Raw genomic sequence first — 24,124 nt, forward strand, 5'->3', positions numbered from 1 at the left:
GCCGATCCACCCATTTGAATAAAGGTAATATGAGCCGTTACAGCTTGAATTTCGCGGTAATGGCGTCGGAAGCTGCGTTGATCTTGTCGTTGGTCAGATCCCAGAAGCCGTTTGGCGAACCGATCAGGCCGAGCAAGATCGCGTCGGAAAATGCAGCATCGGCACCGTTGATGGTCGCAAAGCGGAGCGAGTAAATGAAACCCAGCCCTTCGCCCATGGCGTGTGCGCGGGTTGCGTCGTCGGTACCGCTTTTCCATTTGCCGAGGTAGCCCAATGCCGCAGAGGCGATTGCTTTCTCCATCTCGGTACGGATGAAAGTAGCCTGCGTTTTCAGTTCCGTTTTGTCGTTGTTAACGATTGCCACCCGGCCTTTCAGGAATGCAGTGTGGATTTTGGCGTAGCTGGCCTTGTTGTATTCCCAAAGGTAAGAGCCGAGGAACGATTCGGTTGCTTTGGCGCCTTTGGCAGCGTCTGTCGCACCTTCGAGGAAGATAGGGTTGGGCGTAAGCAAGCCGAATGCTTCATCCCAGTTGTGTTCCAAAGCAGTGTATTTTTTGCCTGAAACCAAAGTCTTGTTATCGGCTTCGAGGTTTTTGTCCAGTTGGATATTACCGATGTAATCCAATTGCAAAGCGCCGATAAGGCCTTTCTGAATGATCTGCGCGATTTCAATTCCTTTTGCATCCACCAGGTAGTTACCCAGCTTGCCGGCCTTTCCCTTCTCAGCTTTCGCCTTCACGGATTTGCTGGCTTCGGCGATTTGTGCAAAGTAGGTTTCCAATGCGACGCGGTTAGTTTCAGCTTCCGCGGCAGATTTGGACGATGCCGTGATGTTACGAAGCTGCACACCCGATGCGTTCAGATCGTTACCATTCACCAAAACAGCTCCTGATTTAATATCCTTGAACGGGTTACCGCTATTCGCAAACATGTTTTTCATGACAGCCGCGTCGAGCGTCGCCGAATCGCGGACGGCGCTGCCGAGGTAGTAGTTCAATGCCTGGAACATTCTGTAACGGTCGGTACCAGACTTCAAATCGGCCGTAGTATCGCCTTTGGCGTCGATAAACAGCGCCTTGTAAGGCGTGGTGGCCGTTACTTTCGCATAGTCGATTTTGGTGCGAAGGTCTTGCTGTCCGGGAGGTGTAGGTTCGTCGTCATCCGAGCAGGAGATAAGTCCGAACGCAACAACAGAGGCGAACAATATAGCCCGCAACTTGAAATTGTAGTGTAGCATTTGATCCAGTAAGCGTTTTGTTAGGGATGTAACTCTGTGGTTTATTTAGAATAATTATAAACCTCCGCAAACATAGATATTATTTAGAATTGGAACAAATTATAAGACAAAGCAGGTGAAAAGTTTTTGGGACCAAAAAGCAAAAGGGACATTCCGCTTTGAATGAGAGTCGTTTGACTACTCATTCGAGGAATGTCCCTTTTACTCACTAATTACGAAGCAAGTCGTTAGCTTCCGCTTTCCCCTTTCTTCTTACTATTAAATTTCTTCTCGGCAGTTTTGGCCTTTTCAAAATCCAGCACTACACCGTTAATGCAATACCGCAAGCCGGTAGGAGGTGGTCCGTCGTCGAAAACGTGGCCCAAATGCGATTTGCAACGGCCGCACATGACCTCGATGCGGCGCATTCCGAGGCTGTTATCTGCTGCTTCCACGATGGATTTTTTGCTGATCGGCTCAAAGAAGCTGGGCCAGCCGCAACCACTTTCGTATTTGGCGTCGCTTTTGAAAAGTGGGTTACCGCAAACGGCGCAGTAGAATGTGCCGATCTCTTTCGAATGCTCGTATTCGCTCGTGAACGGTCGCTCGGTGCCTTTGAGGCGCGCTACGTTGTAGACTTCGGGCGAAAGGATCTTCTGCCAGTCGTCGTTGCTTTTTTTGACGGGCGCCGTTTCTGTATGCGAATATTCGGGTGCTTTGGAGGCCGGTTTGCCCTGGTCGGAGGAGGATTGTCCGTAGCAGTTTTGCAGCGTAAGGGCAAACACTCCCGCAATGGCGGCCATTATCAGGTTTTTCATGCGTTTATGATCTGTTTTTTCAAGATATACGATTAAAACGCTCGCACAGGTCAAACAAATTCCCCGAATTTTATAACAAAAGTATCACAACGCTGATCAGATGAATACCGAGAGGTCGCGTACGCCCAGCTTGCGCGCGGTCGTGAAGCCTTCACCGTATTTCACACCGATCGCGTGGCCCATTTCCTGGGCCCGCGCGATGATGAATTCGAGGAATTCGGGGGAGGAGATATAGCTCTGAGGCTCGCCTTCGCCTTTGTATCCTGGCACGTGAAACTGGCTTTTGAATGCTTTGACCGCCTCGACTTTCTGATCGTGAAAAGCAGTAATGTCTACAATAAAATCCGGGTTAATGTAGCGGTCCTGAATGGCGTGGAAAATTTGTTTCGGTCGCCATGCTTCCTGTTCGTTGCCCTGCTCGTCGTAAGTTTTGACCATGCGCAAGCCTGAATAGAAACTCGCGTCGGCCACCAGCGCGCCGCCGCGCCCGTGATCGGGGTGGCGGTCGTCGATTGCATTGGTGATCACGATTTCAGGCCGGTATTTACGGATAAAAGGGATAATGGCTTTCTGATGCGCTTCGTCGTTTTTGAAGAAACCATCTGCGAGGCCCACGTTTTCACGCACTTCTATACCAAGAATGCGGGCGGCATCGATGCCTTCCTGAATGCGGCCCTCGGGCGTGCCCCGCGTGCCCAGTTCACCCCTTGTGAGGTCGACAATACCTACTTTTTTGCCCAGCGCCATTTGCGCGAGCAATGTACCGGCGCAGCACAGCTCCACGTCGTCGGGGTGGGCTGTGATGGCAAGGATATCTAATTTCATGATTGTTTCGGACTATTTGATGCGCAGTTTCTGGCCGATCCGCAGCGTGCTGCGGGTCGACATACGGTTTTTGCGGGCAATGGATGAAATGCTCACGCCATAACGTGAAGCAATGGAGCCCAGGGTGTCACCCGAGCGTACTTTGTGCAAAATGGAACGGGAATAGGCCTTAGGCGCGTCGCCGGCTTCAAATTCGCTTTTGCTCGACTTGCCACGGATGTGGCTCCATGCCGAGGCGGTGAGCAGGAAGTGGTCAGACTTAATGGCTGCGCCGGGCCAGTCGAATATATGTTCAGGATCGAACGGGTTACCTTCATAACGGTTCTCGTAATGCAAATGCGAGCCGGAGCTGCGGCCTGTATTTCCTCCCAAACCGATTACTTCTCCCGCTTTTACCAACTGGCCTGATTCCACCATTTGCTTGGAAAGGTGACCATAAAGGGTTTCCAGGCCATTGTAATGCCTTACTACCACAAACCGGCCGTATCCGCTCCCGTCCCAGGCTACAATCCGGACCATACCGTCGTAGGTGCTGCGTACCGAATCGCCTGTTTCCAGGTCGAGGTCGGTACCGTTGTGCCAGCGACCCCAGCGGTAGGCAAAGTGGGAGGTTACCGGTGTGCGGTCCATAGGAGCAGCCCACATGCGGTTGGCGGCCTGGTCGTATAATTTGAGGTCCACCGGCTCGTCAAAATCTTCCGCTTTGAGGCCGTAGGGGTTAATCGTGCGGGCGTCCCAGATCACGTAGTATTCGGCAGCCTTTACCCATTCATCCGCAACAAGCACAGAATCTTCGGCGATCACTACTTCGGGTTCCCCTTCGTCAATGGTGGTTGTATCTTCATTCACGACGGGGTTCAGCGGTTTGACCGGTTCGAACTGGCTCTGGAATTTCAGGTTGGAGGTTTCTACCTCGTATTCGTCCTCGGGCTGAGGCGTGGCTTTGGTAGTGGGGCCATCGTTGGCATTATTGCCCGACTGGTTGATCTTGGGGTTTTTTCGGAATTTTCCTCGCTCTTGCGCTTGCGTGTTCCAGGAGATCAGACACACGGCCATTAGCAAACAGACAATAAGCTTTACTTTCATAAGTATAATACCAAATCAGACTACGCTGGTGCTTATTATTCAGCGTAGCCTGATCCTTTTAGGGGTTGTGCGATTGATTTAAGCTGTTTCTTCTTCGATAATAACGTCCACTTCCCGTTCCACAAGGAATCTTTCAGCATCCAATGCCGCCATACAACCTGTTCCCGCAGCGGTGATTGCCTGGCGGTAAACATTGTCCTGGGCATCACCACAGGCAAATACGCCTTTGATGTTGGTGCAGGAGCTTCCTTTGATGGTCTGGATATATCCGGTTTCGTCCATATGGACATAACCTTTGAAAATATCCGTGTTCGGTTTGTGGCCAATCGCAACAAAGAAACCGGTTGCTTCCAAAAGTTGCTCCTCGCCCGTTTTATTATTTTTAACCAATACCGATTCAAGGCCTTCTTCGCCGTTCAGTTTCACGGTTTCAGTGTTCCATAGGATCTCGATATTAGGTAGTGTTTCCAAACGTTTCTGCATGATCTTCGACGCGCGCATTTCGTCGCGGCGAACGAGCAGGTATACTTTGCGGCACAATTTGGCAAGGTAGCTGGCTTCTTCGGCAGCTGTGTCGCCGGCGCCTACTACTACCACATCCTGGTTACGGAAGAAAAAACCGTCGCAAACCGCACAGGCAGATACGCCGCGGCCGTTCAAACGCTCCTCATCTTCCAGGCCCAGCCATTTGGCGGAAGCACCTGTGGAGATAATGACTGCATCGGCCGTGATCTCGTGCTTGTTGTCGATGATCACTTTATGCGGGTAACCCGTGAAATCAACCGAAGTAGCAAGGCCGTAACGGACGTCGGTACCGAAGCGTTTGGCCTGTTTTTCGAAGTTGATCATCATTTCAGGCCCGGTAATGCCATCGGGATAGCCCGGGTAGTTGTCAACTTCTGTGGTGATCGTCAACTGGCCACCCGGTTGGGCACCCTGGTAAAGTACTGGATTCAATCCCGCGCGGGATGCATATATGGCGGCTGTGTAACCGGCAGGGCCGGAGCCGATAATTAAGCAAGAGACTTTCTCGGATGACATGTTAATATAAAACTACTGTTAATGACGATTGTTCTACGTTTTAGCTGGAAATTCCAGTGGTGCCAGACAAGGCAAATCTTCGTGTGTGAAAGTGAATTTTGCCTTATTGTACCTGTCAGTACAACACAGGCAGACTGACAAAAGTGCAAAATTTCAGCCCGTTATGCAAATGCATTTAGAGGATGCGCCACTCGATCCTTCGGTTTTTTTGCCGGTTTTCATCCGAATCGTTGGGCGCCATGGGCTTTGTTTCGCCATAACCTTTGGCCAAAATCCGGTCGGCCGCAATTCCCGACTGTTGCAGATAATATTGTACCGACTGTGCGCGGCGTTGCGAGAGGGCCATATTCTCCGTATCCGAACCCACGTCGTCGGTGTGGCCGGATATTTCAATTTTAATGGTTTTATTCTTGTGCAAGAAGTCGGTCAGCTTGTCGAGCTCCACTTTCGATTTGTCGTCGAGGATGTACTCGCCCGTTTTAAAGAAAATATTATTCAAAACCTCCGCACGGTCCTTCTCGATCGCTTCCAGCGGGATTTCAAGGTCAACAAACGATTGGTCTTTATCGACTGTAAACGAAAGGCTTTTAAACAAATACCCGGGTTTCGACACGTAGAATGCATATTCGCCCCCGCTGTTCAATACCGCCAGAAACGAGCCGTTCTGGCTGTCGGAAGTGAATGAGCCTACTTTTGTCTGTGTTTTCAGGTCGTAAAGATCAATGTCGGAAGCGAGTACCGTTCCCGCCTTTTTATCAAATACTTTGCCCTTCGCATAGCGGGTAGGCGTGATGATTTTTTGCAAAGACTCGGGCACATGGAATGTGTACAGCAGCGAGCGGCCGCCGCCTTTTTCCGTGTTGTCATCCGTGTAATAGGCATTTTCGCCATTTGACGCGATGAAAAGTCCTACCTGATCGGAAACGGTGTTGATAGGGTAGCCCAGGTTTGCAGGCGGCGCCCAAACCGTATCCGTTTTTTGGGAAATAAAAATATCAAAACCGCCCATTCCAGGGAGGCCGTTGGAAGAATAGAACAGCGTGCGGCCATTGGCATGAATGAACGGGGCATTCTCTTCGTCGGGCGTGTTAATGGCCGGGCCGAGGTTCTTGGGAGTGGTCCATTGCTTTTTGTCGTCCAGATGTGCTACCCAAATATCACGCTTGCCCACGCCGCCTTTTCTGTCGGACGCGAAATAGAGCGTGTGACCATCCGCAGACAGTGAAGGCTGCGACTCCCACTCACGGGAATTGACCTCCTGTCCGAGATTCGTCGGCTGGCTCCAATCTTTACCTACCTTATGAGAAATGTACAAATCGCAGCTGCCCAGACCGTCGGGTCGGTTGCAGGCGGTGAAAACCAGCGTGCGGCCGTCGGCCGACACCGTGCAGGTACCTTCGTTATTAGTGGTATTAATGGTTTTGGAAATTTCCTCCGGCACGTCCCAATGGTCAGCCGCGCTGCTGCCTTTAATGCGGCGGGTGAAGTAAATATTCTCGTCGCGATTTTCAGTTAATCCTGTGAATATCAATGTTTCATCGTCGGCGGTCATCACCGGGAAATACTGCGTTCCCAGGAAATTCACCGTATCACCCATTGATTTCTTCTCGATAGGAAGCGGATTTTTGATAGCCTGCTGCGCAAATTTCGACGAGGCTACCGACTTTTCCGCTAACCTGCCCAGGCTCGATTTCGGCGGCAGCAATGCCTGCGCCTTTTCGAAATAGAACTGTGCGGAATCGTAACGCTGTACATTGAAATGGTCGCGGCCTATCCATTGAAATGCCGGTGCCGATTGAGGTGCGTCAGGTTTGATGCGGATAGCCCTACTATAATGCTTTCGGACGAGGTCGGGCTTTCGTTGCAGCTCGTACACCTGCGCTAAACGGAGGTTGGTATCGTAGCTGTTCGGCTCTATTTCGAGTACTTTTTCAAACAGTTCCGTAGCTTCGGGGAGCCTCCTTTCTTGAAGGGCTTTCTGTGCCTTATCGTATACTTCCCTTGCTTTCCGGGATAACGTAGCGTCCTGAGCTGAAACAGATTGGAGGGTGAGAAGGCCTATTGCAAAACAGAAAAGAAGAACCCGGTGCATTATGGAATGTTCATAAACTTGTGAGTTTGTAACGACATTTTCCATTTGGGATTGTCTTTGATATAGTCAATTATCAAAGGCAACATCACGTCCTGCTTACTCCATTCAGGTTGTAACAGAAGGGTACAATCAGCCGAAACTTTGGCCGCATGTTCTTCCGCGAACTCGAAATCGCTTTTGTTATAAATGATCGCTTTGAGCTCGTCGGCATTCGTATAAATGTCCGGGTGAGGCGTTTTGAATTTTTTGGGAGAAAAACAAACCCAGTCCCAATGCCCCGTGAATGGGTACACACCCGATGTTTCTATGTTGGTCTTGAACCCCGCCTCCTGCAATGCGCCTGTTAAACCATCCAGGTTGTACATTAGTGGCTCCCCACCGGTAATTACCGCTAATCGACCGGGAAACTGCAATGCGCCGTCCACAATGGCATTAATGTCAAATTTGGGGTGAATACTGGCGTCCCACGACTCCTTCACATCGCACCAATGACAGCCCACATCGCAGCCGCCGAGGCGGATGAAATACGCGGCGCGACCGCTGTGCTGGCCTTCTCCCTGCAAGGTATAAAAGGCTTCCATCACCGGAAGTTCAGAAGTAACGATGGGCAAAGTTTCGGTAAGCAAAATCTTGAAAGTCTTAATGTTGAAAAAAGTGTAACACGCCGCGGCGCCGGAAAAATCCCGTAAAGGTACAAAATTCAAACTTCCTGTCTTCGATATTGGTTGTCTCAAATAGTAGCATATTTGCAGTTATGAATACAGCAGTAATACAGCAGCAGGAAGTGATTTGTGCCCTCGCGACGCCCTCGGGTGTAGGCGCGATAGGCGTTATACGCGTGTCGGGCCTGGGCGCGATCGCCATGGTCAACAGCGTATTTAAAGGTAAAAACCTCGAAAATGTCGAAACCCACACCGTGCATTTCGGTACCATCAATGCCGGTGACGAGATCATCGACGAAGTGCTGGTAAGTGTTTTCAAAACCCCGCGCTCATTCACGAAGGAAGATTCCGTAGAAATTTCCTGCCACGGCTCCGACTACATTATCCGCCAGATATTAAAGGTACTCATCACCAAAGGCGCTAGAATCGCCAAGCCGGGCGAATTCACCCAGCGTGCCTTCTTGAACGGCCAGTTCGACCTGGTGCAAGCCGAGGCCGTGGCCGACCTGATCGCCGCCGACTCGCAAGCCAGCCATAAAACCGCATTGAACCAGCTGCGCGGCGGCTTTTCCAAAAAACTCGCCTCCTTGCGCTCCGAGCTGATCCATTTCGCCTCGATGATCGAGCTGGAACTCGATTTCGGCGAGGAAGATGTAGAATTCGCCGAGCGCGACGATCTGCGCAGGCTGATCGTGGCGCTGCAAACGACCATCGAGCCGTTGATCAGCTCATTTGACTTTGGTAATGCGATTAAGGAAGGTGTGCCGGTAGCTATCATCGGCTCCCCGAACGTGGGCAAATCAACCTTGCTGAATGCTTTATTAAACGAAGAAAAAGCCATCGTAACCGCCATTGCAGGCACCACACGTGACGTGATCGAAGATACGATCGTACTCGACGGCCTGAAATTCCGCTTCATCGACACAGCTGGGATTCGTGAAACGACCGACGTCGTCGAATCCATCGGCATCGAGCGCTCGAAAGCGGCCATGGACAAAGCGGATATTGTGATTTTCCTCTTTGATAGCGTAGAAACGCTGGCAGAGAACCGTGCATTGGCGGCATTGCTGCCGGGTGATAAGGAGGTTCTTTTTGTGTTGAATAAAACGGATATTAATCCGGCTTTGGCAACGGAACTGGTAGGTGAAGAGTCTGATATTGTTCCCATTTCCGCCCATACACAGCAAAATTTGCCTGCACTCACGAAGAAGCTGGTTTCGCTCGTCCACGGCCAGGCGGCTGGTGATACGGTGGTGACCAATTTGCGGCATTATGAGCATTTGATTAAAACTTCGGCTTCATTGACGGATGTTTTGAATGGGCTGTCGCTGGGCGTTACGGGAGATTTTTTGGCGCAGGATATTCGGTTGGCGCTGCATCATTTGGGGGAGATTACGGGGACGATTGTTACGGATGATTTGCTGGATAATATTTTTTCGAAGTTTTGTATCGGGAAGTAAATGTCAGCAAAATATGCATTTAATATCCTGTTTATCAGTTGATTGCAGATTGTGATTGCCTCTTTTTTTATTTCGCTATTTTTGTAATTTTACACCATGACGTCAAACTTAGGCATATCCGCAGGAAGTCTACACGCTCTTTCAAAGATCCTGTCTAATGCAGGTATTCAGCGCATAATGCTCGATGAAAATTTTCGATCAAGTGGTAATCAGATAAAGCGATTACTTAAAAAGAGTGGTGTTTCGTTGGACCAGAAATGTACGCTAGGAGAAATGATTGAATATGCTCACGCACATTTGCTGAAAAATTATCGTCATGAATACCTTTACAAAGCTGCCTTGTTGAACGACTACATTTTAAAGAATCATTCACTAGTGGATTCTATCCTACTTAACGAATTCCGTGTGGGTCAGTCCAAAGCAGATGCTGTTCTTGTAAATGGGACAAATAAAGTATTCGAAATTAAGACGGAGTTGGACAATCCTGGCCGACTTGCTTCTCAAATTAACGACTATTACAAAGCATTTTCCGAGGTATTTCTAATTGTACACCATACACACTATGAGAAATATTTAAGTTTGATCGATGAAGGAGTCGGCCTAATGCTCTTTAATGATAATTCTATTGAAATTGCTCGACCGGCGGTGCCCGACAATTCTAATCTCGATACTATCACTATGATGAAAGCTCTTCGTAAAAATGAATTTTTAGTTGTGGTTAAAGCACTTTCGGGGGAGTTGCCGAATGTTAAGCCTATTTTGCTTTTTAAGTCTTGCCTAGAAATTCTTCGGCAATTTGCTCCCGACGAGGTACAGGCAGAGTTTTTGAGTGTAATCAAGGGGAGAATCAATTTATTCGTCAGTGACGTTGTAACTAGTGCTAAGCTGCCTGAAAGTTTGAAGCTTTCGTTGTATTATTCGAATATCAACCGAAATGAATATATTAGCTTGGTTAAGCGACTAGACTATCAATTCTGATAAAATTTATGTATCTACCCTTCCTCCGAGGTAAACAATTTGAGCTACTGGCATTGAGAGAATTGACGACGTTGCCGCTTGTGGCGACGAAAGTTACTCCAATAATCGAGCCAGTAAAAAAGGACCTCAAAAGTGTCGAAACGGCTATTAGAACGCTCTCTACTTATGGAATCAATGTTTTACTTATAGTGAATCCTGAACAAGGCGATCTCAAAAAAGACTATGTTTTGATTGAGCAGTCGATTGATCGACTTAGGAAATCTGGACTTGATAACATAGTTCCTACATATATAATAGCCAATGAAAGGGATTTTACTTTTTTTTCAGCAGATGCCAAATCGAGAGGCTATTTGACGACTGGGTACGCACTTGTCCATTTGAACCAGATTTCCAAAGCCGCGGAGCTTAAAGAGATTGCTGCAAATTCCAATTTGAGGTACAACCTCATTCATGTCAACCATCTAATTGCCCTTAGAAGAGGATTTCCTATCTCGTCTCTCGGTATTTTAAGTGATCCGTTTGTAAAGCAAAAACGAAATGTTGATTATGAAGAATCTGAGGACGAAATTTTTTCTAGTGACCACTTCTACTATAGAGATGAAGGGTTTACCGCTTTCTCGGACTACCTTACAATTGGAACCGAGTATATTGAGGGAGGGATGCTGCCTTATGCAGTTGTAATTCATCTTACCTATAAAGATAAGGAGAGCGAGAATGTGAGGATCAGACACTTTTTGTCCGATAACAATCTTGATACAAGCGATACGGCCGGGAAGTTCGGTGAAGCGCTCGCGAAATTAGTTGAGTTCATAGACGAGCAAGGCATTCACACTCTTGCATCAGAACAATTCCGAGATTATCATAACCGAGGTGCCTATCCAGGCCTGGGAGTAATTAAGAAGCTCTCGCTTATGCACCACATTGAATTGATTCAAAGTTTAATATAAAATGTATGAACTGTTGTATCAACTGCTTTGTGGACCAAAGCTTAAAACACACTATTACGACACTTTCACGAACACACGGAGACTGTGATTTCTGCGAATCAAACAATGTAAGTATTGTTTCCTGTGAAAGCCTAAGTAGTATTTTTGACCAACTTTTTGAGCTCTATGAAAATCACGCCGATGCTGCGCATTCTATTAGTGCATCACCGTTCCTTATTCATGAGCATATTTCTACCTATTGGGAAAACCTATTTAACTCGACTCTTCTAGGACAAAAAGAGGTGAAGCACCTTGTGAATCAAATTGGAAGAGGAAGTTCATTTTATAGCCCCGACTTGTTCGAAAAGCCAGTTGAATTTGAATTTTTGATTGGTGCGGCAGGTATGCCAGCACAAGACCTCCAATTGCGATGGGAGAACTTTTCAGCTGAGATAAAGGAAAAAAATCGATTTTTTGTAAACGCCGTAATTGACACAGATACCCTGGATTCAATATTTGGTAGACTCGCTATCACTTATTCTTCCGGTAGTACATTTTATCGGGCTCGCCCGTCAGAATCTCGCTTACCGATAGGAGAGTTAGGCAAGCCACCTGCCTCTATTGCTACGCCCGGCAGAGCAAACCCTGTCGGTATTCCTTATTTATATGTTTCGGACAGCGAAAAGACTACACTTTATGAGACGCGCATAGCTTTGCATGAGGGAATTACAATCGGCAAATTCGTCGCGATCGAACCAATTAGTTTAGTCTCGTTAAAGGATATTAAGAAATTTGGGCCATTTGAGATTTTGGATCGAGGATTCACCTTCGAAGAGTTTATACTCTACCGGCCTTATCTACAAAGATTGGGTGACGAGCTTTCTAAGCCTGTGCGTAAGCAAGACGCGAATCTCGACTACTTGCCTACGCAATTTTTGTGTGAGTACATCAAATCCAAACTTGGTTTTGATGCTGTTGAGTATAGAAGTGCAATGAATTCAAGTGGGTATAACTTGGCAATCTTTAATGATCAAAAGCTCGAATGTGTCGATGCTAACTTCTACGTTGTAAGCGACTTGAAGTATACTTGGTCTTAGAACAACTGATAGTTTTCAATTCATTGGGAGGGCATAGCTTTCGGAGAACAGCGTGTAGCCTTACCTAAAATGTAGCCTTACCTAAAATGTGAGCTTCCCCGCATTTGGGCTTGAAGTGGGGTACTTCAATCGTTACAATGAAAGCGAAAGGAAACTAACATAGCATCCCGACAATATCTTATCATGAACCTATGTTAACAAAATTACTTATCCTACCTGATTTCGAGGGGCGTGGCTGTTAACGAACTTTGCATTAGTTTGTTAAACGTCATTCGAAATGCAAATCATAACTACATTAATCAAATGCTTTGCCACTGCCGTTCTTTTTTTGCGGTTGTGCCTCATGTTCTGGGGCAGAGTGCTGCGGGCCGGGAATCGTCTTCGGCACAGAAGTTGGTCGGTCAGTTTTTTTCAGAGGCCAGGTTGCTTCAAAGGGCCGATTGATTCGTATGCCGCCCGCGCCTATATTTGCTTGCTATGCATGAGCTTTTAATCCAAAACCTGAGCAAATTTGTGCCTCTCTCTTCGCTTGAAGCCGAGATCATACAATCCCTTTTTACATTCAAGAAATACCGTAAAAAGCAGTATATTCTGCAAGAGGGGGACGTGACGCGCTATGAAACGTTTATAGTAAAGGGTGTGACGCGCACTTATGAAGTGGACGATAAGGGACAGGAGCACATCTTGCAGTTTGGCCTGGAAGATTGGTGGGTGGGCGATCTGTACAGTTTTTTGACAGATACCCCAACAACTTACAACATCGACTGCCTGGAAGATACCCAGGTACTGCATATTACCAAGGCAGACCTGGAAATATTATATGAGAAGGTGCCTAAAATGGAGCGGCACTTCCGTATCCTGATCCAGAATGCATTCATTGCGTCAACAAAAAGGCTATCGGCTAGCCTTTCCAGGAGTGCGCCCGAGCGGTATGAGGAGTTTATCAAAAAGTACCCGCAGATAGAGCAGCGTGTGGCCAATCATCAGATCGCCTCTTACCTGGGCATTACCCCGCAAACGCTGAGCCGTATCCGTTCGGAAAGCAAATAACTTCTTCCTGGTAATCAATAAATAACATTTGAAATGCTGGCTTTTCTAAGCCCTGTCGAGTCCGGGACAGGAGCGTCGTGCTGTGCATTTTTAGCAGCGAAACCGTCAAAAAGTTAATCCAGGTTAACGTTTTTTCTTATCCCAGGTGATTGGTGACGACGGGCCGGAACCGCAAAATTTGCATTAAAATATTAGCCATGAAAAAAGTCACAATCGCTATTGTTTACCACAGTCGGGCCGGGCATACGGAAAGGCTCGCCCGACTGCTGACCCGGGAAATGACAACCGATCGTTCCGAAGTGCATTTGGTCGGTGTGGATGAAGCCATAGCACGTCCGGAACTGCTGCACGATGCGGACACCATCGTTTTTGGAAGCCCCACCTACTTTGGCAATGTCAGCGCAGAGTTCAAGCAGTTTATGGAAAGCACAGGCGAGTTCTGGTACAGGCAGCCCTGGAAGGATAAGCTGGCCGCGGGTTTCACCCTTTCGTCGACCATCAATGGCGACAAGCTTAACACGCTGGAAGCGATGATGCTTTTTGCCTGCCAGCACAGTATGAACTGGATTTCGCTGGGCGTACTCCCGCGGTTTTTGCATAATGAGCAAACCGAAGGGCAAAACCGGCTGGCCAGCTACATCGGCCTGATGGAGCAGTGCGACAACGGGGAGCATGTCATCAATGGCCAGCATCCTGGCGATCTGCTCACGGCCGAGCTGTTTGCAAGAAGGGTCGTGCAGGTAACGGTACGGTACATGGGCGGGCAAGAAGGAATATAGTCTAACAAATCACTTATGAATTTTTCCAACAATTAAACATTAAGATTATGTCTGATAATATTTTAAAACCGGATTCAAATCTGGCAGCGCTGCTGCTTCGTCTTTTCCTTGCATTGGTACTCTTCCCTCATGGTGCACAGAAGCTGCTGGGCTGGTTCGGAGGATTCGGGTTCGAAGGCAGTATGCAATATTTCACCGGCCAGGTCGGCTTGCCCTGGGTGGTCGGCTTTTTGGTGATAATGATCGAGTTTTTTGGGCCATTAGCGCTGGTCCTTGGCGTTGCAGTACGTTTCTCAGCGGCGGCAATTGCAGTGGTGATGGCCGGTATCATCGCCACAACTTTCCACGATCATTTTTTTATGGATTGGTTTGGCATACAGCATACCGAGGGAATGGAATTCTTTTTGCTGGCGATAGGCATTGCACTCGGATTGATTTTTACCGGCGGAGGGGTTTACTCGATTGGACGTTTCCTCCGGCATGAGCCATCGACGTCCCGATAAAAACCGGGACGCCCAACGGCGGTATATCACGCTGTTTTTGGAATAACGATATTCCATGTGCTTAATCCATTGAAATATATAAGCCCCCCCGAGAAATCTATAAGCCTGCCGCCCCGCCACGCACCAACTTTGCATCATTCAATCAAACAAACAGAAATGATGGCAAGTACAGTATTGATTACAGGCGCTTCTTCGGGATTTGGTAAGGACGCCGTTCGGTTGTTTCAAAAAAATGGATGGAATGTGATTGCTTCGATGCGCTCGCCTGAGAAGGAGGCTGAGCTCGGCAAGCTGGATAATGTGGCGCTGGTGCGACTGGATGTGACAGATAGCGCGAGTATACAAAATGCGGTTGCAGAGGGCATTGCGCGTTTCGGTAGTATCGACGCGTTAGTGAATAATGCCGGTTTTGGATCACTGGGCGTGCTGGAAGCGGCGCCGACGGATGTGGTAAGGCAGCAGTTCGATGTGAATGTGTTCGGGGTGATCGAGGTGATCAAGGCGGTGTTGCCGCAGATGCGTCGTCAGAAGAGCGGGGTGATCGTCAATGTGGCGTCCATGGGTGGAAGGATCGCTTTTCCGTTCTCTACATTGTATCATGCTACCAAATATGCGGTGGAAGGACTTTCGGAATCGCTGCAATTTGAGCTCGAACCGCTGGGAATTAAAGTGAAAATCGTCGAGCCGGGCGGTTATAAAACAGATTTTGCAGGCCGGTCACTGGCAACTTTTGGCGCAGGCGATTTGTTGGACTACAAGCCGGCATATGACGTTTTCGCGAGTAAAGTCGACACCTGGCCGATGTCGGAACGCGTGTGGGAGGTAGCGGAGGCTATTTTTGAAGCAGCCAGCGACGGGTCGGAGCAGTTGCGTTACCCGGTAGGGGCAGATGCGGTACAGTTACTTCAAGCCAGAAAAGAAATGGACGACCTGGCGATCAAAAATCTGATTGCCAGCCATATTTAGCATTTATCATTCCAATGTTATGACCAGCCAGTACCTTGATATCGAGACCATTGCCGGCCTGCACGAGTACGTAGGCGCGCCCAGCCCCAGGCACCCGCTGATCAGCCTGATCGACAACACGCAGTTCTACGCGCAATGCCCGCGAGAGCTTACGGCATTTCGGTTCGGCTTTTACACGATCTCCTGCAAGCGCATTCACGGCGTTTTGAAGTACGGAAAGGGGCACTACGATTTCAGCGAGGGCTCGCTCATGTTCACGGCGCCCTGGCAGGTCATAACGGGCAGCATCGAGGAAGGCGGTGTGGAGGATGGGTGGGCGCTGTTCATCCACCCCGACTTGCTCAATGCAACCGAATTGGGACAAAAGATGCATCAATACTCTTTTTTCAATTACGATGTCAATGAGGCATTGCATATTTCCGAGGATGAAAAGCTGCTCATCCGCGATTGCGTGGCCAAGATCGAGCGGGAGTATTCCCAGAATATCGACAAGCACACGCTCCGGCTGATCACGGGCAATATCGAGTTGCTGCTTAATTACTGTGATCGGTTTTACGACCGCCAGTTTTACACCCGCGCGAAAGTCAGCAACGACCTGGTGCAGCATTTCGAAAGGCTGCTGAACGATTATTTTTCGAAAGACACATTGATCGACAGGGGCCTGCCGGGCGTCAAATACTTCGCTTCGGAGCTGAACCTCTCGCCGAATTACCTTTCCGACCTGCTCAACCGTTTCACGGGCAAAACGACCCAGGAACATATTCATTTGCGGATGGTCGACAAAGCCAAATCCCTGCTCTGGGGCACCGAACAGTCGATCAGCGAAATTGCCTACGATCTCGGTTTCGAGCACCCGTCGCATTTCACCAAAATATTCAAAACCAAAACCGGCAAGTCGCCCAGCGCATTTAGAAACCTTAATTAGCAGCCGGTTTTCGGGTGAGTTGCGATTTTTGTTTCACCGGGCTCGTTTTCGTCCAGTTTTTGAATGCGCGGTGAAATGCGCTCGGCTCGGTGTAGCCCAGCAGTTCGGAAATGGCCAGGACTTTGGCGTCGGAATTTTTCAAAAGGTTCATCGCAAGCTCCTGCCGGATACGCGCGCTGATCGACCGATAGCTTTCACCTTCCTGTTGCAACTTGCGCTGTAACGATCGTTCGCTCACATTCATATGCGCGGCGATGATTTCCAGCGACGGTACCTTGCCGTGGAAATCGGCCATGATCGTCTTCCTGATCAGGTCGCCCATCGTTTCCGATTTACCCAATTCCGCAACTTTCTCCTCCAAAATGTGGGTAAACGAGACGTGCAGCGATTCATTATGGCTTATTAAAGGCATATCGGCGAACGCTTCGCCGAACACCAGTTTGTTTTGAGATTTACCGAAATAAACAGGACAACCCCATATGCGCTCGTACTCGGCCTTCAAAACGTTTTCACTATAACTCAATTCCGCACGCACGGGCAGCATGTGCTGGCCGGTGAAAATGCGGATGTAGTTGAGCCCCCCGCTCATCGCGAGCTCCACCGGGTGTCGGGCCGTCGCGGGCGAAACCTGCCACCATTCGGGGTTGGGTAAGAAAATCAGCTCGCAACTTTTCCCAATCTGAAATGCGTAGGAAACCCAGCCGGAAATCGTCTGCTGGTATTGAATCACGGCTTGGCAGGCGTCTTTCAGCGTCCGGCAGCTTTGCATGAGGTAACCTAGCAGCCCGAAGGTAGACGGGTTACTGCCCATGCCCGCATGCAGGCCGAGCGCCATGTCGCCGGTTTGCGCCACGGCCTCGGTCCAGAAACGGATCATCGGAGCCACGCCTTCTATGCGCCGTTCCGAATCGCCGATGTCGCGCGGGTGAATGCCCAGCGCGCCGCATAGTGTATACAAATCGGCGCCTTTTTCGCAAGCCGTGTAAATCACATTTTTCAAAATTCGCAAACTTCCTTCCATACGGTACCGACTGGCGCCAAATGTTACATTCTTGGCGTGAAATATTAGTTTTTCCCGGATTCTGACCGGCTTATTTTGTACCCGATCAAATCATTCAAAATTAGCCATGAAAATCAGAAGAAAAGTACTTGTAGTTTTTTTGTTTTTGGGAGGACTGTTGGGGTGTAAGGACAACGACAGCGAGGTAAATCCGGGAAATGGTAACGGGGGAGGCGCCACTGAGGTCGGTATACCGAATGGCGACGTCGCAACGAAGCGGATCGGAACGGCGGGCGGCACGATTACTTCCTCCGACAACCAGGTAACGCTTACGATCCCGGCCGGTGCATTGTCCAAAGAAACGGAAATCAGCATTCAGCCCATTACCAACGAGGCGCCCAACGGCTTAGGCCTGGCGTACCGGTTTTCACCCGACGGGACTGCATTTACCAAACCCGCATCGCTGACATTCCATTATGATTCGCGCCGCGCCGCTTCACCTGACGCATTCAGAATAGCTACGCAAGGCACCGACAGGCGGTGGTACCACACGTCAAAAGTGACGGTCGATAGGAATGCACGAACCATCACGACCGAAATGCCGCATTTCAGCGACTGGACCGCGTATGAGATGTTTATGATTGAAGATTTGTCCTTGCAAGGTGCAGATTATGTAGAGCTCGGCGCATCGATCGATCTGCAAGTCCTTTTCGCAAATCTTGTGATACCGATTAAACTTCCCGGTGAAACGGAAACGCCAAATATCGAGATGGAGCATATCGAGTTTTCCGTGCTCGGCGGCAGCGCGAACGGGAGCATTAAAGCAACTGGCGGAAGGAAATTCACGGACGCCGGGGACGCTTATCCTGCCCGCTTCACAGCCCCGTCGGCGAATCCGCCGAGCAACCCGGTCACGGTTGTGGCTGATGTCACATTAAAAGGTACGAACGCCAAAATCCAGTTGGTAAAGCAGATACTTATCGGCAAGGATTATTTCAGGGGTACTTTCGACGGCAAGCCTTACAATTGGGAAAACCTGGTTTTTGCCAAAACGGATGACGCATTGCTGATAGGCGGCTGGAACGACAATCCTGCCCAATCCCTTAACATCGAACTGCATCACGTCAACTTCGACGCGCCAAACCGACTGTATGCGTACGGCGCGCTGGTGGACACAGAAGCCTGGGCGGAATTCAGCGAAACATACAGTAATACGGGTGGAGGCTTCATTTCTTCCAACTTCGATTGCGTCAGAGAAGCGATGCGTGTATCGCCCGGAGGCGTCAACATCACACAGATCAGCATTATCAATGGTGTGGAGTACATTCAGGGAACGATCACGGGTACTTTTTATAATCTGCCCGGTCCGTGCCCGGCTGCATTGCGGCCCAAAGACGTCACCGGCGAGTTCAGGATCAGGAACACGGCGGGTAATGGGCGCCAAACCGGCAAGTTTGCTAACTTTAAAGGTAAGTAACACCTTTAAAGTAAACTGCCTATGACCATCCAAACAAAACGCATTTACGAGCCTGCCGCAACCACAGACGGCTACCGGGTACTGGTAGACCGCCTGTGGCCGCGCGGGCTCACGAAGGAAGCAGCCGCGATCGACCGCTGGATGAAAGAAGTGGCGCCATCGGACGAGCTCAGGAAATGGTACCACGCCAATATGGACGAATGGGACGAATTCAGAGCACGTTACCAGGCCGAGCTGAAAGATTCCGAAGCATTGAAAGTATTGCGGTCGCTGGTGACCGAAAATGAAGTGGTTACCTTGCTGTTTTCAGCTAAAACAGAAGACCGCAATCAGGCGCTCGTCCTGAAAGAATTGCTTGAAAAAGCCTGATTACCTCGCTCAACGTTCCAATCTCACAATCAATTATTCGTAGCCTTTCTCCAAAAAAAACACGCACGCCCAAATCGAAAATTTTATAGGAATAATTTGATAAAAAATAGGTATAATTGAAGTGTATTGGTTATATTTAGGTAAATCAAAAATTACTCAGACCATGATGCCTTTCATTAAAGTTACCGGCGAATTCGACGAAAGTCTGAACGTGAGTGTAGAGAAGATCCTGTACTACATGGGATATAGCCATGGTTGTACGATCTTTCTTGGCACGAGTATCTCTATTCGCGTGAAGGAATGCGAAGAGGACATTAAAAGGCTCATCGAAGAAGCATATATGCAGGTGGCGTAAGCCCGGGTGCTGCAATAAAATATGCAGCATTATACTGTACCAGACATTGACCGATCGCTGATGGGAGGGAAACCTCGTCAGCGATTTTTTTGTGCATTTCAAGAGGTTAGCTGACTTCCTTTTGAGAGTAAAATTGTATTATTCTGATAAATTGAAATGCCAATAAGAAGAATTTTGTGCTACCGAAAGAAGAATTACTAATTTTGTAAACGATTGATAAACAATATCAGTTTATAGTTTGGATTGTATAAATAGCGCTGTTGGTTCTTTGTGACTAATAAATGTATTTTAGTATTTTACCGTTTTTGTAAATCCGTATCACTAAATAGCTAAAAACCTCCTGAAAATATTGCCCGACGGGCATCCAGTAAAATTCAATACCATGAAACAAGTGAAAAAGAGTAAAAGTAAACAAGCACCGGCAGGGTTCCGGGCATTTCTGGGTCAGTTTTTCACTGACCGCACACAAGTAAAAGAAGAAGCATATTCAGCGAACCGATATTCGGTACTATATACTTTGAATGATCAGTACCAGCATGTTGGCTGCCCTACACAAGAAGAGGCGCAATTGGTTCAGAGCCTGATGCTTACCGATGAAAATCGCGTTCCCGTAGGCATTTACGATTCCCGTGCCGATTCTTTCGAATGGGAGATTGTAGGTGAATATCTGGCGGCCCAGGGCTCTGATGAGCATCAGCGCGATCGTCAGGAAGCCATTCTGACCGTCGCACGGGCGCTACGCCGCCGCGATGCGAGCTGGCATCCGGAATATCTGCAACGCCCAAGTTTTTTTGCCTGAGCAGAAAAGCAATTTCTTATCGTATAAAATGCAACCAGGCCGCCTCCGGAGGAGTACGGCCTGGTTTTTTAATGTCTTAGTCTATTACCAGGTAAGGATAACAGAAACATTAGGAAGAATAGAATCAAGCCACAAAAGAAGCTGAGTTAGAGAAAGTCCAATTCCTACCATGATATTGATGAGGTTAGTGTTTTTGTTGCCTACTCGTTTTTAGTGGTTTTCGGCTGTCCCACACCTTGCAAGATGATGTAATATTAGTGCGACACATTATTAAAAGCAAATTCGATAACCAGGGCTCGTTGTGCTTTGTGATGTGGTGTGTCTGGACTTGTTGTGTAATTTCACTTTGAAGCGTTAAATGGATTTCTACAATCAGTTTATTTTATAAGATGTTGATTATTAATAAATTGTAAAACAATGCTTTGAAATGTTTCGGCTGAGGCCGGCATAATCAAGTTGTAAAATAGTGTCGCATTTTTGTAGAATAAATTCAGTTAATAGGAATTAATTTGACTCGATTTCGGGATTTATGCCACAATGGAGCTGAATCATGGCTAGGACATTGTCGGGGTGAGGCTAATTTGCAACGTCTGAATGGTTGGCTTAACTTTCAGAAAATTTCCAAATCCCTTATAACTGATGAAAAGATTTCTGCTCCTTCTCGCGCTCACGATCATCGTTGCGGCTTCGAAACCACGCAAAATCACCTGGGTGGCTATCGGCGACTCTATTACTTACCTCAACGACCATCAGAACGAAACCGGAAATCGTGTGACGAAAGGATACCTGACGCTGATCTCGGAGAAATTTCCGCAGGTTACCTACATCAACCAGGGGCACAATGGCTGGACGTCGGTGAACATTGCGGACAAAATCGAATCGCTCGGACTTGTGGAGGCTGATGTGTATACGGTTTTTCTCGGTACCAACGACTGGTGGCAGGGCAAACCGCTCGGTACAATCGCGGATTACGAGCAAGGAAAGGGTAGTGGCACGGTTTATGGCGCGTTCAGGGTCATTACCGACAAGCTGAAACAGCTCAATAAAAAGGCGAGGATCATCCTCATCACACCCATGCAGCGCGGGGATTTTGTGTATATCAACAGCTATAAAAACAATGCATTTGGCTCCTACAAGCCCAAAAAGGACCAGACTTTGGAGCAATTCGCCAATGCGGTGGTGGAAATAGGGAAGAAGGAGAGACTTCCGGTCGTGGACCTATACCACGACAGCGGCATTAACCTCGATAACATGGTTCGTTTCAAACGCCTGAAAGACCCGCAGACCGGCACCTACAAGGATTTCAAATATCCCGATTACGTTGACGTGCCGTACAACCCGGAAACGGACGAATATCCCTATCCGGAACAGTCCATTGATATGACTTACGACGGTCTGCACCCCTCGGATAAGGGCTATGAAGTGATCGCGGGAATGCTTGTGAAGAAATGGAAGGGGCTGAAATAGTCGCCCCGTGTTCTATCGGGCGTTGGTAATATAGGTTTTGAGGTCGCCAAGCAGGTTATATAATGATGCATTAATGCCTTCATTGTCCGCCTTCGCTACTTGAAGGGCAACTTCTGCTTCCTTGCGTTTTTTGCGGTTGCTTTCCGTTTTGATGATCTGCTCTTTCGCGGTGATATTGTCATTTTCCTTTAAACCCAACCGAACGGGGCTGTGCTCGGCGGAAACGCCGTCGAGGGTTGTAATGCGGGCCTCGTACTGGTTGTCCTTATATTGTACGCCGAGGTCGAAGCGGATGTACTGATAATCGGAATGGATGACGGGGATGTAGCTGGTAATGAGTATGATTCCTGCCTGTGCATCGTCGCTGGTGATCGCATTTTGCGCATTCCCGAATTTCTTGTCGACCCAGGCTCTGATTTTTTCGTGGAGTTCTGCCTTGCTGAATTTGGGCTGTCCGGAATCGGTATAGCTGATGCTGTTTTTAGAATCGAGCGGCAACCGGCCGTCCTGTGCGAAACTGTGGGTGGCCGCGATAAGCAGCGCGAAAAGGAGCAGATGTTTCAAGTCAAAGTGTTGAATTAGTGAGCGGGCAAATATAGCGGAAAACATTTTGGCGGTGCTTTCGGCGACTTTGTATTTGGTTCGGTTTTTTAAGAGGGATGATTTGGTTACATTTAACTATACTAAACTCAACAGGTTATGGCTAAGCTCAAAAACGTTTCGCTTGCAATTGCGCTGCTCGTCTGCGCATCGTTCACCATCCTGCACCACGGTTGGGCCGATTACGACCAGACCAAACCGACCGATTTTAAGGCCAAAATCGAAGACCTTACCTACGAAAACCCCCACGTATTGGCCAAAGTGAAGTACAACAAAGAGCTCACCACCGTGTACCTCGCGCCCGTTACCCGCATGGAATCGCGTGGATTGAACGCGGATATGGTCAAAAAAGGCACGACGATCCGTTTTGTGGCCTACCCGCACAAAACGGAAAAAAACGAAATGCGTGCCGAGCGCATTTTTGTGGGTGATGACAAATACGAACTCCGCTAAGCGTGCTGTCTTACCATCAATCGCTTGAATGGCTGGAAAAATCTTCCTGGGCTGCCGGCATCCGGCAATCGCTGTGGCTTTACCCGGCTTTGGAAATCGTGCATATATTGGGCATTGTGATGCTCGTGGGCGCAGCGTTCCTATTCGACCTGCGCCTGCTGGGCTTCTCCCGTGAACTACCCCTCAGTGGGCTGTCCAGGCATCTGTTGCCATGGTCGCAGCGCGGCTTGATCTTGATTATCCCTTCCGGCCTTCTGCTATTTCTCACCAATGCGCAGGCGCTGGGCATCGATCCCGTTTTTTGGACCAAAATAGGTTTGATACTGCTGGCGGCTTTCAATGTGTTCTGGTTTCACCGGTTTATTTACGGTCCGTTCACCCGATGGGGTGCCACAGGCGAGCTGCCGGGCGCCGCGCGTTTGTGCGCGGCGATTTCCATTGTTGTGTGGGTCGCAGTCGTGGCTTGCGGGAGGTTGCTGGCTTATTGAGCGGAGCCGTTTGCTCATTGGTTTTCGATGCGTCGATTTATGTTTTTAGCTTTTCGCTGAATGTAAATCCGTGACTTATGGGCAATTCTTATTCTCAAATCTTCATTCAGTGTGTTTTTGCGGTAAAATATCGTGCTGCCCGTCTGCATAAGCCCTGGCGGGTTGAATTATTTGCAGTAATCGGCAATCTAATTAATGAGACCGGGGCAAAGACGCTCATTGTAAATGGTGTTGAGGATCATGTGCATTGCCTTTTTGTGCTGAAACCGGCACAATCGGTAGCAGAGGTCATGAAGGTGGCGAAGGCGAAATCTTCAAAATGGCTCAATGAATCAGGTTTTCTGCGAAGTCGATTTGAATGGCAGGTCGGTTACGGTGCGTTCTCCTACAACAAGACGGAAATCAAGCGGGTTTACAGATATATTGAAAATCAGGAAGAACATCATTACGGAATCACTTTCCCGGAAGAATATCTGGATATGCTGGTAAAGAACGGCGTTGAATTTCAGGAACAATATCTTTTCCATGCGCCCGTCTAATTCCTTTTTCAGGGATTTAAATCCCTGGCTGGAGTATTGTTCGTGCCTCCGGCACTGAGCCTCGGGAGTACCGGAGGTACGAATGATTTTTTTGACCAGGCAATTCATTGCCTGGTTTAAAAAACAAAAAAGCCGTACCTTTGCGCCTTAATT

At 48.5% G+C, this 24,124-nt stretch carries 26 protein-coding genes; 17 read left to right on the forward strand and 9 right to left on the reverse strand.

All coding sequences use genetic code 11. The features are described from left to right. Positions 1-37: 37 nt before the first annotated feature. The 7 genes from BMW93_RS30610 to BMW93_RS30640 form a co-directional block, all read right to left on the reverse strand. On the reverse strand, positions 38-1,237 hold the full coding sequence (locus BMW93_RS30610) for a DUF4856 domain-containing protein (RefSeq protein ID WP_177194246.1): 1,200 nt from the start codon (positions 1,235-1,237) through the stop codon (positions 38-40). 227 nt (positions 1,238-1,464) lie between these two features. Next, entirely contained in the window at positions 1,465-2,034 is a 570-nt protein-coding gene (gene msrB, locus BMW93_RS30615; protein ID WP_090385586.1) for a peptide-methionine (R)-S-oxide reductase MsrB, read from the reverse strand. A 96-nt stretch (positions 2,035-2,130) separates the two neighbouring features. Next, on the reverse strand, positions 2,131-2,859 hold the full coding sequence (gene bshB1, locus BMW93_RS30620) for a bacillithiol biosynthesis deacetylase BshB1 (RefSeq protein WP_090385589.1): 729 nt from the start codon (positions 2,857-2,859) through the stop codon (positions 2,131-2,133). Between the two features lie 12 nt (positions 2,860-2,871). Continuing rightward, positions 2,872-3,945: a peptidoglycan DD-metalloendopeptidase family protein gene (locus BMW93_RS30625; RefSeq protein ID WP_090385591.1), complete on the reverse strand. Its 1,074-nt coding sequence runs from the start codon at positions 3,943-3,945 to the stop codon at positions 2,872-2,874. Positions 3,946-4,023: 78 nt separating this feature from the next. Beyond that, on the reverse strand, positions 4,024-4,986 hold the full coding sequence (trxB, locus tag BMW93_RS30630; RefSeq protein WP_090385593.1) for a thioredoxin-disulfide reductase: 963 nt from the start codon (positions 4,984-4,986) through the stop codon (positions 4,024-4,026). Positions 4,987-5,161: 175 nt separating this feature from the next. Beyond that, the gene (locus tag BMW93_RS30635; RefSeq protein WP_090385595.1) at positions 5,162-7,078 is read right to left on the reverse strand and encodes an OmpA family protein; all 1,917 of its coding nucleotides are present in this window, start codon (positions 7,076-7,078) and stop codon (positions 5,162-5,164) included. Then, the gene (locus BMW93_RS30640) at positions 7,078-7,659 is read right to left on the reverse strand and encodes a 7-carboxy-7-deazaguanine synthase QueE (RefSeq protein WP_177194248.1); all 582 of its coding nucleotides are present in this window, start codon (positions 7,657-7,659) and stop codon (positions 7,078-7,080) included. The genes BMW93_RS30635 and BMW93_RS30640 overlap by 1 nt, the downstream gene beginning before the upstream one ends. A gap of 173 nt (positions 7,660-7,832) precedes the next feature. Between BMW93_RS30640 and mnmE the strand changes: the two genes are divergently transcribed. The 9 genes from mnmE to BMW93_RS30685 all read left to right on the forward strand — a co-directional run bounded on the left by mnmE (position 7,833) and on the right by BMW93_RS30685 (position 16,424). Continuing rightward, positions 7,833-9,200 (forward strand): tRNA uridine-5-carboxymethylaminomethyl(34) synthesis GTPase MnmE, encoded by a 1,368-nt coding sequence (gene mnmE, locus BMW93_RS30645; RefSeq protein ID WP_090385598.1) that lies wholly within the window; start codon positions 7,833-7,835, stop codon positions 9,198-9,200. Positions 9,201-9,296: 96 nt separating this feature from the next. Next, the gene (locus BMW93_RS30650) at positions 9,297-10,178 is read left to right on the forward strand and encodes a sce7726 family protein (protein WP_143061747.1); all 882 of its coding nucleotides are present in this window, start codon (positions 9,297-9,299) and stop codon (positions 10,176-10,178) included. Positions 10,179-10,186: 8 nt separating this feature from the next. Next, on the forward strand, positions 10,187-11,125 hold the full coding sequence (locus BMW93_RS30655; protein ID WP_090385605.1) for a sce7725 family protein: 939 nt from the start codon (positions 10,187-10,189) through the stop codon (positions 11,123-11,125). Between the two features lie 29 nt (positions 11,126-11,154). Further along, on the forward strand, positions 11,155-12,201 hold the full coding sequence (locus BMW93_RS30660) for an RES domain-containing protein (RefSeq protein WP_177194247.1): 1,047 nt from the start codon (positions 11,155-11,157) through the stop codon (positions 12,199-12,201). A gap of 477 nt (positions 12,202-12,678) precedes the next feature. Further along, positions 12,679-13,251, forward strand: a complete 573-nt coding sequence (locus BMW93_RS30665; protein ID WP_090385610.1) for a Crp/Fnr family transcriptional regulator — start codon at positions 12,679-12,681, stop codon at positions 13,249-13,251. A gap of 197 nt (positions 13,252-13,448) precedes the next feature. Beyond that, complete coding sequence (locus BMW93_RS30670) at positions 13,449-14,030, forward strand: flavodoxin family protein (protein ID WP_090385612.1); 582 nt, start codon at positions 13,449-13,451, stop codon at positions 14,028-14,030. A gap of 47 nt (positions 14,031-14,077) precedes the next feature. Then, positions 14,078-14,533 (forward strand): DoxX family protein, encoded by a 456-nt coding sequence (locus BMW93_RS30675; protein WP_090385614.1) that lies wholly within the window; start codon positions 14,078-14,080, stop codon positions 14,531-14,533. A gap of 156 nt (positions 14,534-14,689) precedes the next feature. Then, a complete protein-coding gene (locus BMW93_RS30680) occupies positions 14,690-15,499 on the forward strand; it encodes an SDR family oxidoreductase (protein WP_218147753.1) in 810 nt (269 codons plus the stop codon). A gap of 19 nt (positions 15,500-15,518) precedes the next feature. Further along, on the forward strand, positions 15,519-16,424 hold the full coding sequence (locus BMW93_RS30685) for an AraC family transcriptional regulator (protein WP_090385616.1): 906 nt from the start codon (positions 15,519-15,521) through the stop codon (positions 16,422-16,424). On the opposite strand, the gene BMW93_RS30690 is transcribed toward BMW93_RS30685, so the two are convergent. Next, complete coding sequence (locus BMW93_RS30690; protein WP_090385619.1) at positions 16,417-17,445, reverse strand: AraC family transcriptional regulator; 1,029 nt, start codon at positions 17,443-17,445, stop codon at positions 16,417-16,419. The two genes, BMW93_RS30685 and BMW93_RS30690, sit on opposite strands and share 8 nt — an antisense overlap. A gap of 106 nt (positions 17,446-17,551) precedes the next feature. On the opposite strand from BMW93_RS30690, the gene BMW93_RS30695 reads away from it, so the two are divergent. The 5 genes from BMW93_RS30695 (at position 17,552) to BMW93_RS30715 (ending at position 21,891) form a co-directional block, all read left to right on the forward strand. Then, positions 17,552-18,901 carry a hypothetical protein gene (locus tag BMW93_RS30695; RefSeq protein ID WP_090385621.1) on the forward strand — a complete coding sequence of 450 codons (1,350 nt, stop codon included), beginning with the start codon at positions 17,552-17,554 and terminating at the stop codon, positions 18,899-18,901. A gap of 21 nt (positions 18,902-18,922) precedes the next feature. Continuing rightward, complete coding sequence (locus tag BMW93_RS30700) at positions 18,923-19,270, forward strand: DUF488 domain-containing protein (protein WP_090385624.1); 348 nt, start codon at positions 18,923-18,925, stop codon at positions 19,268-19,270. Positions 19,271-19,433: 163 nt separating this feature from the next. Beyond that, a complete protein-coding gene (locus BMW93_RS30705) occupies positions 19,434-19,625 on the forward strand; it encodes a hypothetical protein (protein ID WP_012779727.1) in 192 nt (63 codons plus the stop codon). A 382-nt stretch (positions 19,626-20,007) separates the two neighbouring features. Beyond that, positions 20,008-20,424 carry a hypothetical protein gene (locus tag BMW93_RS30710; protein WP_090385767.1) on the forward strand — a complete coding sequence of 139 codons (417 nt, stop codon included), beginning with the start codon at positions 20,008-20,010 and terminating at the stop codon, positions 20,422-20,424. A 639-nt stretch (positions 20,425-21,063) separates the two neighbouring features. Then, a complete protein-coding gene (locus BMW93_RS30715; protein WP_090385627.1) occupies positions 21,064-21,891 on the forward strand; it encodes an SGNH/GDSL hydrolase family protein in 828 nt (275 codons plus the stop codon). 12 nt (positions 21,892-21,903) lie between these two features. Here the strand turns inward: BMW93_RS30715 and BMW93_RS30720 are convergent, their stop codons facing one another. After that, positions 21,904-22,455 (reverse strand): DUF4468 domain-containing protein, encoded by a 552-nt coding sequence (locus BMW93_RS30720; RefSeq protein ID WP_229241030.1) that lies wholly within the window; start codon positions 22,453-22,455, stop codon positions 21,904-21,906. Positions 22,456-22,590: 135 nt separating this feature from the next. On the opposite strand from BMW93_RS30720, the gene BMW93_RS30725 reads away from it, so the two are divergent. From BMW93_RS30725 to tnpA, 3 genes are all read left to right on the forward strand, one after another. Continuing rightward, a complete protein-coding gene (locus BMW93_RS30725; RefSeq protein WP_090385633.1) occupies positions 22,591-22,944 on the forward strand; it encodes a DUF6152 family protein in 354 nt (117 codons plus the stop codon). 2 nt (positions 22,945-22,946) lie between these two features. Further along, entirely contained in the window at positions 22,947-23,432 is a 486-nt protein-coding gene (locus BMW93_RS30730) for a DUF6644 family protein (protein WP_090385636.1), read from the forward strand. A 77-nt stretch (positions 23,433-23,509) separates the two neighbouring features. Then, entirely contained in the window at positions 23,510-23,971 is a 462-nt protein-coding gene (gene tnpA, locus BMW93_RS30735) for an IS200/IS605 family transposase (RefSeq protein ID WP_090385638.1), read from the forward strand. Positions 23,972-24,124 lie beyond the last annotated feature (153 nt).

Origin of the sequence: Dyadobacter sp. SG02, assembly GCF_900109045.1 — a bacterium.
Lineage (GTDB): Bacteria > Bacteroidota > Bacteroidia > Cytophagales > Spirosomataceae > Dyadobacter.